At 27.8% G+C, this 12,075-nt stretch carries 6 protein-coding genes; 2 read left to right on the top strand and 4 right to left on the bottom strand.

What is annotated here, in order from left to right:
* Positions 1-23: 23 nt before the first annotated feature.
* Entirely contained in the window at positions 24-9,659 is a 9,636-nt protein-coding gene (locus AC1B00_RS05755; protein ID WP_488848678.1) for an SNF2-related protein, read from the top strand.
* A gap of 47 nt (positions 9,660-9,706) precedes the next feature.
* Here the strand turns inward: AC1B00_RS05755 and AC1B00_RS05750 are convergent, their stop codons facing one another.
* From AC1B00_RS05750 to AC1B00_RS05735, 4 genes are all read right to left on the bottom strand, one after another.
* Positions 9,707-9,934, bottom strand: a complete 228-nt coding sequence (locus tag AC1B00_RS05750; RefSeq protein ID WP_488848677.1) for a hypothetical protein — start codon at positions 9,932-9,934, stop codon at positions 9,707-9,709.
* 10 nt (positions 9,935-9,944) lie between these two features.
* On the bottom strand, positions 9,945-10,070 hold the full coding sequence (locus AC1B00_RS05745) for a hypothetical protein (RefSeq protein WP_488848675.1): 126 nt from the start codon (positions 10,068-10,070) through the stop codon (positions 9,945-9,947).
* Positions 10,067-10,408, bottom strand: a complete 342-nt coding sequence (locus AC1B00_RS05740; protein ID WP_488848673.1) for a hypothetical protein — start codon at positions 10,406-10,408, stop codon at positions 10,067-10,069. The genes AC1B00_RS05745 and AC1B00_RS05740 overlap by 4 nt, the downstream gene beginning before the upstream one ends.
* A 70-nt stretch (positions 10,409-10,478) precedes the next feature.
* Positions 10,479-10,808 (bottom strand): hypothetical protein, encoded by a 330-nt coding sequence (locus AC1B00_RS05735; protein ID WP_488848671.1) that lies wholly within the window; start codon positions 10,806-10,808, stop codon positions 10,479-10,481.
* Between the two features lie 278 nt (positions 10,809-11,086).
* On the opposite strand from AC1B00_RS05735, the gene AC1B00_RS05730 reads away from it, so the two are divergent.
* The gene (locus tag AC1B00_RS05730) at positions 11,087-11,311 is read left to right on the top strand and encodes a helix-turn-helix domain-containing protein (protein ID WP_336612021.1); all 225 of its coding nucleotides are present in this window, start codon (positions 11,087-11,089) and stop codon (positions 11,309-11,311) included.
* Positions 11,312-12,075 lie beyond the last annotated feature (764 nt).

Genomic DNA, 12,075 nt, shown 5'->3' with positions numbered 1-12,075 from the left:
TAATTTAATTAAAAGGAGTTTTGATGACTTATGAAGAATTTCAAAAATTATATAATGAAGACGCAGAGTTTAAAAGCTTAATAGATGAAAAATCTAAGGCAAAAAGCAAAGCGATTGACAATATTGCAGCAAAACAAGTAGAAAACATAATCGCTGATATAAATACAAGCGATAATGAGTTTTTGCAAACACCTATGCAAGAGCAAAAACAAGAGATAAAACAAGCTCAAACACCTATGCAAGAAATAGGACAATCACTTAATAATAAACCTATGATACCCAACAACATAAACGAAATAAAAACTTTAGATGAAATAGCAAAAGACAACCAAAGCAATACTATAGATTATATTAATGATATAAGTAGCAAAGAAAGAGAAGAATTTGATTTTTATACCAATGAGATTAAGCAAAATACCAACATAAAAAGTAATAGTTTTATAAATAAATTAGTTAAAAATTATAAGCAGTTTAATAAAGGAGAAGATATTGTTACATATACAAATAATGTAGTAAAACAAATAAATGATTTTACAAATCAAGGTATGCAAGATTTAGAAGATGATGGCTTATTTAATCATTATAAAATAGATAAAAATGACTTTAATTCAGAAGCTTATTTTGATTACATTGAAAATCAAGCTCTAAAACAAGAAAAAATCAAGCCCCTTGATAATTTTATATTAGATAGAATGTTGGCTTTAAGTGAAGTTGATAATAAGTTTAACGATATAGCAGCAAAGACTAATCATTTATATACCGACTATTCAGACATTATAAAAGCAACAATAGGAGATAATGAAGATAAAGCTGAATTGTTAGATAAGGCTGCTGTAGTAAAAGCTCAAGTTAATTCATATTTTAACAAAAACTACAATAGCCAAATTATTCAAGATGGTAAAAATTATTATGCGATTGATAACATTACAGGCAAAAAGATATTTCTTGGAGATAGCAATAGCATATGGTCTGATTTAAAAGCTGCACCATTTGAAACAACCTTAACTGCTGCAGGTGCTTTAGGTGGCGGAATTATTGCTAAAAATACTTTAGGAGCAAGGCTTGGCTCAACTTTAGCTGCAGAATTAGCAGGCTCAATCACAGCGGCTGCTTTAGCCGCTAGTGGTGGCTCTATAGCTGATTATTATAAAAATGTTAATGAATTAGGTGTAGATAGTAATTGGGATGAAGCATTAAAAAAAGCAAAAGAAGCAGCTATTTTTTCTGCAGTTGCTGATGTAGGTGCTTTAGGGGTGTTAAATACACCAAAACTAATTTCAAAAGGTTTTGGTATGACCGTAGGTAAAATAATACCTGCTAATACAAAAAAACGAGCGAGTAAATTTATAGGTGGTCAAGGTATTGGAGCAGCAGAAAATTACACTAAAGGTTTGCAAATAGAAGATGATGTATATGAAGTATTACTTAATGCAAATGAAAAATATAAATTTGCTGATTTAAGTGAAATAAAACATAATCACGAAGTAAGAGAAAAATTTGCAGATAAAGTAGTAGGAGTAATAGCTAATCGTTTCGCTCAAGAAGAGATTACAAAATCACAAAAAGAAATGCTATTAAAGGCATTAGTTAGCGAACAAGGTGCAGATAACTTAATAGAAGCAGTGCAGAAAAACATAAGCTACGCACCACTTTTAGAAAAAAATATAATAGGAGCTCACACAAGAGCTTTTCATAATTTTATGGGACAAATAAAAGATAATGTAAGTGAAGAAGAAATAAGTAAAATCATATTTAAAAATATTGATGAGATTAAAAATAACTATGCAAATATCTATGAAAAAATAAAGAAAATTGACAAAAATGAAAATCATAAAGTTGATATAAAAGAATTTTCAAAGCTATTAAATAATTTTTTAGAAAGTGATACAAATATCGCACATTTAACAAATAGGCAAAAAAGAGAAAAGTTTTTCAGGGGATTTGAAAATATCGTTTTTGATGATAAGCACAATTTAAAAAGCTTTAATGCTAATGAGCTAATAGAGATTAGAAAAGAACTTTATAGCTATTATTATTCAAATACAAACAAAGGTGCTTTAAAGAAAGATTATAAAGCTTTAAAAGATATTTTAGATAGTAAAATATATGATTATTTAGAAAAGCTTGAAAAGAACGGACATAAAGAATTAGCAAAAGAATTTAGAGCCGTAAATGATGATTATCACTTCTATAAATCAGTTTTGTTAGATGATACGATAGGCTTACAAGAAACCTTAGATAAAAGATTGTTAGATAATAACACCTTTTTAAATGCTTATGAAAAATTATTAAAAGATGATATTAGAAATGAAACAGGCGAAAATTATTTCCATAGGTTTATATCAAAACTAAGCGATAGTGAAAGGGCAAAAATAGAGTTTTCTATAATAGAAAGAAATATTAATAAGAAAATCCATACACAAAGATTAAGCGAAATTGTAAGTTATGATTATGGCAAAATCGCAGATGGTTTAAAAGGATATAACTTTTTATCGCAAACTAGCAAAGATATGGTGGAGTTAATTGATACATATTCTAAGTTTTTTGCAAATGATATAAAAATTTTAAAAGCTATTGGTAAAGATGCTACCGAGCAATTATCACAAGGTATTAGCCAAAATGTAATAACAAGATTTTTTACAATGCTTTCAAATCTTTTTATGCAGAGCTTAAAAAAATATATGTTTTGGACTGATAGTGGTAAAAAAGCGTCGTTTCAATATCATATCCTGCAAGGCATTAAACATTCTAAAAGCATAAATGATTTTAACGACTACCTAAGAATGAGCTATAACTTGGCAAAAGATAGCAAATTAGCCTATGCAAGTATTTTAAAAGAGATGGTAGATGATACTCAAAAAATGGTGGATATTAAAGATGAAATAATAAAAGAGAGCGAAAAAGGAACACCAAGAAAAGTAAAAGAGCGTGAAATATATTTAGATAATGTTACACCTAATTCAGGCAAAGCTGATTTGATGGATGCAGGCTACACTAAAGAAGAAGCTAATAAAATGACTTTAAAACCATTTGATGAGTTAGGTAGTTTAGGTGCAAATAATGAAACTTTTAAGATGGATTTTAAGAAATATGTAAATAAAATAAACGATAATGAAGAAGAATTTTATAAAAGGAGTTATTTAGATGATAGAACAAATTCAAAAGGTGTTAAATTCAGTGGAGATGGTGGATTTAACGAATTATCGCAAGATAATGGCATTAAGGGAAGTGATATTATCACAACCGAAGGAAGAACAACAGAGCCTAACGGTAGAGCTTTGGGGGATACAAGAAGAGAGCCTTTTAAGACAGATACTAGAATACGAGAAAATCAAGATGAACGATTGGCAGATACAGTATCTAAGCAATCACCTGATACCGACTTGGCTAGATTATCAGAGCAACGAAATGCTAATAGCCTTAATGCAGAAAAAACTTTGGATAATACTAGATACGATAACACAGAATTGGCAAGTGATAACACAAGAGATTTACCCACCACAACACACACAAGAACAGGAGAATTACAGGAGAATGGTAATGAGCGATTTAGAACGATTACTGATACTAATAGACCTGAACGAGATAGAAGAATACGACAACAATATGCAAGAAGCGAAGAGAATATTATCACAGGTGTTAAGCTAGAAAAAAGGGAAGTAATAGACCATCTAGCTAACAAAAAAGCTAAAGAAAAAGTAGTTAAAGATTTAAGCGATGAAAAGGTATTAAATGAGAGCATAAAAGAAGCTAAAGAACAAAGAAGTTTAAGTGAAGCTACTAAAAACTACAATGGTAGTATTGATAAAGCAAATATTAATACAAATATACAAAGCTTAAAATTATTAAAAGAGCTTGAAAACACAGGAAGAATTGCTAATGAAGAAGAGCAAAGATTGTTAGCTAGTTTTAGTGGGTTTGGTAAAGACGCACAAAAAGTATTTAGTGAAGATAGTAAATATCTAAAAGAATTAAAAGAGTTTTTAAGTGATGATGAAATAGAAAGCTTAAAAAGAGCTACGCTAGATGCGTATTTTACCCCTACTGCAATTGTAAATAATATGTATGAAATAATGAAAAAACAAGGCTTAAGCAAAGGCGATTTAATCCTTGAGCCTAGCGTTGGGCTTGGTGCATTTGTAAGGGGAAAAAGTGAATATAGCTTTAATCTAGTAGAATTAAATCCACTCATCGCAAGATTTACAAAGCAACTTTTCCCATCATCAAAATTAATAAACGATGATTATATAAAAACAAGTGCTAAGGCTAATTTTATACTTGCAAATCCACCTTATGGCAATATAAAGACCTTTTATAAAAACGAAGAGCTAAATATACATAATGCTTTTGTTAAAAAGATGATAGATGATTTAAACGATGGTGGAACGCTAGGTATGGTAATAACTCATTCATTCGTTGATAATATGGATAATGCTATGAAAGAGTTTTTATACAAAAACGCTGATTTTATTACTATGTTAAAAGTGCCAAATAAAGCTTTTAAAGACACCGAAGTAAATACTGATATTATCTTTTTTAAAAAAGGCACAGGGCAAAATATAGATGATATGCTAAATAATTTTTATGAAAAATACCCACAAAATCTCTTAGGTGCAACAAAATCGCAAAAAACAAATCAATATGGTAAGCTTGAAGACTATTTTAGTGGTGGTGTATTAGATAAAGCTCACGCAAATGATGATATAAAGATTAATTTAGATGATATTAAAATCTATGAATATGAAAAAAATCCTATCATAAACAAAGAATTAGACCAACCACTACTAAAAGCTAGAGAATATTATAATAAAAACGCTGATGAAGTAAGGCAAGGTGAAGTATATGTAAAAGATAATAAAGTATATTTTAACGATGAAGAAATAAATATAAATGAACTTGATAAAACAAGAAAAGCAGCTTATAAAAAATTCATTGAACTTTATCCACAAATAAAAGCTTTAAGAACTACATTAAATTCTTTAAGAGAAGCAGAGTTAAGCGAGGCTAAATTAGATACTATAAATCTACTTAGAACTAAACTAAATCACGATTATGATGTTTTAGCAAAAAAGCTAAAAAATGATAATATATTTAACTCACACGCACTTAGATACGGACTTGAAAACGACGCTTATGCTTATGAGCTAAAAGCATTAATTGGCTATGATGAAAAAACAAAAAAATACTATAAAAATGATATTTTTCATAAAAGAGTATTTAATCCTATAAGAGCAGAAAGTAAGCCTGAAACAATAGTAGAAGCATTTTATTATAATCAAAACAAAAACTATGCTTTTTATTCAAAAAGCATAGGAGAGTTGCTAGATAATAGATTTAGTATTGAAGAGATTGAAAAAGAGCTTTTAGATAAAGAATTGGTGCTTAAAAATCATAATGGCGAATTAATTGATACAAATGAGCTTTTAAGTGGTGATTTGCTAGAAAAAATAGCAGATTTTAAAAATGCTAAAACATTAGATGAATATCAATTAAAAACACTTGAAAAACTAGAAAACGCCTTGCCTGAGCGAATTAAAATAGATGATATTAGCTTTTCTATGAGTTCAAATATCATAAAAGAAAAATATATAAAAGACTTTTTTAGCGATACATATAAAGCTAATATAAAAGAAATTATAAAAGAGCCAAATACGAGCAAGATTGATGTAGTTTTTAGTGAGCTTGGAGAGCATAAATTAGTAGTAGATGATTTATATAAAACTTATGATATTAGCGATTTTGCTGATATTATTTTAAATAATAAACAAGTAATAGCACAAAAATACATAAACAAAGAGCTAGTAGTTAGCGATAAAGGCACACAGGCATTAAAAGGGATAATAAGCGATATTAAGCTTAAGTTTGATAAATTTGTAAGAAGTAATTATGCCACAGAGATTGAAGATAGTGTATATAAGCTAAATGCTAAGATAAATAAATCTTATGAAAACTCACATATTAGCATACAAGGAATGAATGCTGATATTAGTTTATACGAACACCAAAAAAATGCAGTTGCAAGAGTGCTTGATAATAAAGCAACTTTCATAGCTCACGAGATGGGACTTGGTAAAACTATGAGTATTGCAAGTAGCGTAATGAAATTAAAAGAAGTTGGCAAAGCAAATAGAAGTATGATAATAACTCCAAAAGCAGTCGTAGGTCAATTTGCTAATGAGTTTAAGTTTTTATATCCAAATAGCAAAATCTTAATGATAGATAAGTTTGATAAAGCAAATCGCTTAAGAACTCTTAATATGATGAAATATAATGATTTTGATGTATGTATCATAAGCCACGATAATTTTAAAAATATAAAAATCAATGCTGAATATGAAGCTAATTTTATAAAAAATGAAATACAAGAGCTAAAAGATACAATTGAGCGAATTAAAAAAAGAGATAATGAAAATATAAATATAAAGAACTTGCAATTAAGAATGGAAAATGCCGAAGCTAAGTTAAAAAATAGACTCGAAATCGCAAATAATGAAAAAGATAATGTGTTTTTTGATGATTTAGGCATAGATGCACTTTTTGTAGATGAAGCACATAAGTTTAAGAATATGAGCTTTTATTCAAGTTTTAAAAACTTAAAAGGACTTGGTGCAAATGATAGCAGCGAAATAGCTTATGATATGTATATAAAAACTAGCTTTTTAAGAGATAATGATAAACATATCGTTTTTGCAACAGGAACGCCTTTAAGTAATAGCATAACAGAGCTTTACTCATATATGAGAATGCTAAAACCTGAGCTGCTTGGCGAATATAATATACATTCGCTAGATGATTTTGTAAATGCTTTTGCTAAAGTTGAAACAGTGCTAGAGCCTAATGCGAAAAATGAGTTAGTAGAAGCAACTAGAATAACTGATATTGTAAATATAAAAACTCTTAAAAATATGCTTTTTAATGTAATGGATTATATGAGTAATAAAGAATTAAAAGAGTTTTGGCAAGAAAGAGCTAAAAATGGCGATTTAATAGCTCACGATAAACTAAGACGCTTAGCACCTAACATTGAACATATAGAAGTGGCAATAGAGCCAACGGCTGAGCATAAAGCTAGAAATAGATTATATGCTAGTTTTCACGATGACTTACAAAACGGCAAAGACCACGCACTTGCAGGATTAGAACATTATAAAAAAATGTATGAAGAAAATAGACTTAATGAAAAATACGAAGGCAGATTTTCAAGCGATAAAATATATACTAGAAAACTTGCAGCTAATGGAGAATTAAACGCAGCAAGAATGAATGATAGTATTGATATAAGGCTTAATGGTGGAACGCTAGATGATGAAAATAGCAAAATCAATACAGCAGTAAAAAATATAATTAGCACGGCTAAAGAGTGGGAGAAAGACAAAGGAACTCAAATAGTATTTTTAGATAAATCAAATGCTATGCAAGATGAGATAAGACAAAAGCTTATCAAAAGTGGTGAGTTTAAAGAAAGCGAGATTATAAATATTAGAGATTTTGACAAAATCACAAATGAAAACAAAAGAAATGAAGAAATAGCAAAAGCTTTACAAAAAATGCAAGATGGCGAAATCCGTGTCTTAATAGGCAGTAGGCAAAAACTTGGAGCTGGAGTGAATGTGCAAAAGCGTATCGTAGCATTACATAACATAGATGCTCCGTGGAACGCAGCTGATTATATGCAAGCGTTAGGTAGAGCTGAGCGACAAGGAAATGAGCTAAATCAAATCTATGATAATTTTAGTGTAAAAAGCTATAACTATGTATTGAAAGAAAGTTTTGACGCTAAAGTTTATGATATATTAAAGCATAAGCAAAATATATCAAGAACCTTTTTTGCAAAAGATAGCAATTTAAATAGTGCTGAAAATTTCGCAGGAGATATACCATTTGAAACTATGTCAAATCTAGCAAATGGAAATAAATTAGCAACTAAAATGCACGAGCTAATGAAACAAAGAGCTGCATTAGTAGAGAGTAAGGCTGCAATTGAAGCTGCAAATACTAATAACGAGCAAATGTTAAGCAAAAATCAAGCACTTTTTAGCAAAGCAAATAAAACGCAAAAACTAATAAAAAGCCTTGATATTAAAGAAAGTGAGAATGTAATAATCGGTGGTAAAGAATATCCTAAGAATGCTAATACAAATAAGCTTATAAAAGAGCATTTAAGGACTAATCAACACTCACACGATTTTTTATTAAGCTATGATGGAGTTTATGTAAATTATCAACGAAAAGGCTTTAATAAATATGAGCTTTTTATATATGATAAAATTGATGGAGTTGATACAAGACTAGACTTAGTAAAAGAGTTTAGTTTAGATGATAATACAAATATTTTGCAAAGATTAAAAAATAGTTTTGCTAAGCTTGATGATATAGTAAAAGAGCAAGGAGAAATAAAATACAATGCACTTAAAAAAATCAACGAAGCAAAAGAATATAAAGTGCAAGTATTTAATGATGATGAAAAAATCATAAAGCTAAACAATGAAATCGCAGAGCTTAAGCAAGAGATTGAAAGACAAGTAAAAGCAGCAAAAGAACAAGCGTTTAATGAGCCTATAAAAGAAGAAATAAAGCAAGAAATTAAGCCTATTATGAATGAAACTAAAAATCTAAGCGATGATGAGAGTTTGGCTATGCTTGAGAAACATTTAAAAGAGCGTGAATATTTTTTAAATATCGTGAATTATGTAGATAAAAATAATGCAAGATTAGCTTTTAATGAATTTTTAGATGAAGCATTAGCTGATTTATATTTTGAAAATCAAAAGTTTTTTGGCAAGATAGCGAATAACGAAGAATTAAAAGAGAAAATCGCTAATGATTTATTTAATAAATTTAGAACTAGAGAAGAGCCAAAGACTTTAAAAAATGATTTAGCTAACAAAAGCAAAGATGAGCTTGTAAATATTGCTAAAGAAGATAATTTGAGCGTAAAAGAGCTTAATGTTATGCTACTTAAAAAACAAATTGCAGAGTTTAGAGCAAATCCACTAAATAATAGAATTGATATTAAAAAAAGCCTTGATTACGAAGATAAAAAAGAGATATTAAAAACTCTTGCAAGGTTTGGAAATGCTAATTTAGATGATGAATTTTTAGATAGCGTAATCAAGAATAAAAATACTAGAGATTTTAGCGATAAATTAGAGCTAACTAAAGAGTTAAAACAAGTCGTATCAAACTCTTATTCAGTTGATACAATTGTAAAAGAATTAACAAGATTAATTGATGTTGTTTTATTTAAAAACGGCGATGGAGCGTATATAAATGCAGCACTTTTACCTAAATTAAGCGATGATGAGTTAATAAAATATGCAGCTAATAAAAAGCTAATACCTGCGATTAAAATTAGCGAAAATAAAAAAGATGAAGTAATGCTTAAATTTTTAGATTTTGTAAAAGCTGATAAGTTAAAAGGTGCTAAAACTAAGTTAAAAAATATGAGAAGTTTAGAAAAATTAAATTGGTATGATGATAAAGTTACAAAAAGAATAGATGAGTTCATTTATGATTATGTAGATAGAACTATGTTTAATGATTATCATTTAGAAGCTGATTATTTATATGAAATAAAGCAAAATTTAAAGGATTTATTGTTTAATAATAGAATAAATATTGATATTTTTGCTGATAGTAAAGTGAGTGATTTTATGTAAAAAGAATTGATTTTGATAATGCTAATTAATAAGCATTATCAAAAATATTAAATAATTTTTATTTTACAACTAAAGCTTTCTTCAAGTATTTTTAATATTTCATCATAGCTTTTACTTCTTAAAGTTTTTGTAAAATCTAAGAATATTTTTCTTTTTTTATGGATATTATTTTTATCTAATTCTTTAATGATTTTATCAAAATAGCCTAAAATATTAAAAATATTAGCTTCGCTACTTGTAAAACAAATTGTCTTATTTAAATACGCAAATTTCATTTTATCCCCTTTAAAAAATAATATAATTGTATTTATTAAATCTAATTTTTTTCGTTTTTGCTTGGCTCTTATGAGCGATGAGTTTAGCTAAGAACTCATTGTTTTTTATCAACTTTAAGAATGTTAGATAATTCATCTCGCATTCCTTTTGTTAAAGATTTTAACCCTTAAAAGCCCTGCAAATTCACACAATGCTTTTACTACATCTTCGGCTCTTTGTTTTTCGCTAAAGTTTGCGTAAAAGCACTTTGCGTTGTTTTTTGATTGTGTTATTTTAATAAGTTCTTGTTTTTCTATATCGCTTATTGTTTTTATGCTAAATTCGTTTATATCTTCATCTTGTATTTTTTCGTGTAGATATAAAGCTATTTGCTTGTCAATTATGTTTATAAAAATCTTATCTTTGTTTAAATATCTTATAACAATCTCGTTTTCTATTAAGGTTATTTCTTTTGCTATTGCTTGAAAAATCATTTTTTATCCTTTTATTTATAATTTTTGCTTAAAATAAAAGCCCTTGCTCGGAACAAGGGCTAAAAGGCTCTTAAGCAAAAAGCCTTTTGCAATGAGATATTAAAATCTCTTTTAAGCTTGAGTTTTTAGAAAGAGTGCTTATCTCTTCTAAAAACCTTTCATCATCATATAGCTTGATAAATTCATCTTCTGAAATTTGCTCTCTAAACAAAATGTGTTTTAGCAATATATTGTGCTTTTCTTGGAAATCATAAGCACTGAATTTATCTTGCTTATAAGCAATTAAGAGCATTTGTGCTTCTAAGCTTAAACTATTAAAATCTTTATCTTTTAACTCGCTAACTATAACCTTTGCAACTTCGTTTAAGAAGTCTTCTAAACTCATATTTAAATCTATCATTTTTTATCCTTTTGTTTTTATTTTTTTGGCTTTTTAAAGCAACTCGTTTTCTTTATCAGTTTTAAAATCTTTTTTTGTTTTTTACGGCATTTGACAATCTCCTTTCTTTAATATATATTTGTTAAAATTACTAATTTTTTAGTTTTATTAACAAATTAAGTGAATAGTAACGCATTAAGCTTAATTTAAACTTAAATTATTAAATTTTTTACAAAAAATATTGTTTTTTTTACAAATATATGCTAACATAATGCTTGTAATCAAAAAAAGGAGTAAATATGACAGGAAAAGAATTTAATGAGAGAATAAAACATTTAGGCTTAAGCGTTAGTGAGTTTGCAGAACTAACAGGACTTACTAAAGATGGTGTTTATGGTTGGAGCAGAAGCAATAAAACAACGCCTGAATGGGTAAAATCTTGGCTAGATAATTATGAAAAAGCATTGTTGCTAGACAATATAAAAAATGCTTTTTCACAAGCTTTTGCGTTTGATAAAAAATAATCCTAATTCCGAATTCAAATTCTTTAATTTTAATAATTTGAATTCGCCACCCCACTTAAAAAAAATCACATACCATACTAAAGTTAATAAACGATTAATTTTATAAAAATTTAAATTTATTTTAAGGAAAAATTGGTAAAATATCGTTACCTTTAAGCATTTATTAAAGCTAAAACTATTGAGAATAAAGGATATCAGTAGTTGGGTTTTTGCGGTAGAAAGGATAGTTAAGTGTTAGAACTAATCGTTTTAATTACTTTACTAATAGTTTTACTTAAAGCCCTAAAGAACTTTAAGTAAAACACCTTTTAAAAATTCGCTAAAAATATTATAAACTTGCACGGCTTAGCTTTAGCTTAAAGAGAAAACAATCGTGAAACTCGCCGTGCAGTTTCACAACTTTCTTAAAATCTCTCAAAATTACGCTTAAAATCAAAAATCTTTACAAAAACATACTAAGATACTACTTTTATATTTAAAACGATTTTAGATAGCTTTTTGTTAATTTAAAAGCATATTTTATAAGCTCACCCCACTAGATTTTTTTAAACTTTTTAAAAATTCGCCGCCCCCCCCACCGAAAGGAAAAATTTTTATTTTTTGGGTTTTTTATCTTTAAAAATAGATGTTTTCGCCGATTTTTGCTAGGTTTTTAGACAATTGTGTATGATTTTTTTAAAAATTCTAATTTTTCTAAAAATTATTTTTGCTCTTTTGCTTTTTCATTGTTTAAAAAATATTTAATATTTAAAACTTTGAAATAT

Source organism: Campylobacter sp. DY7 (genome assembly GCF_057802535.1).
The sequence above is the reverse complement of the archived record's forward strand: the minus strand, read 5'-3'. Positions and strand labels throughout refer to the sequence as shown.

Excerpts from the sequence above, each read along its gene's own strand:
- AC1B00_RS05730 (WP_336612021.1), top strand. The coding sequence starts at position 11,087 with ATGACAGGAAAAGAATTTAATGAGAGAATAAAACATTTAGGCTTAAGC.
- AC1B00_RS05735 (WP_488848671.1), bottom strand. The coding sequence starts at position 10,808 with ATGATAGATTTAAATATGAGTTTAGAAGACTTCTTAAACGAAGTTGCA.
- AC1B00_RS05750 (WP_488848677.1), bottom strand. The coding sequence starts at position 9,934 with ATGAAATTTGCGTATTTAAATAAGACAATTTGTTTTACAAGTAGCGAA.
- AC1B00_RS05740 (WP_488848673.1), bottom strand. The coding sequence starts at position 10,408 with ATGATTTTTCAAGCAATAGCAAAAGAAATAACCTTAATAGAAAACGAG.
- AC1B00_RS05755 (WP_488848678.1), top strand. The coding sequence starts at position 24 with ATGACTTATGAAGAATTTCAAAAATTATATAATGAAGACGCAGAGTTT.
- AC1B00_RS05745 (WP_488848675.1), bottom strand. The coding sequence starts at position 10,070 with ATGAATTATCTAACATTCTTAAAGTTGATAAAAAACAATGAGTTCTTA.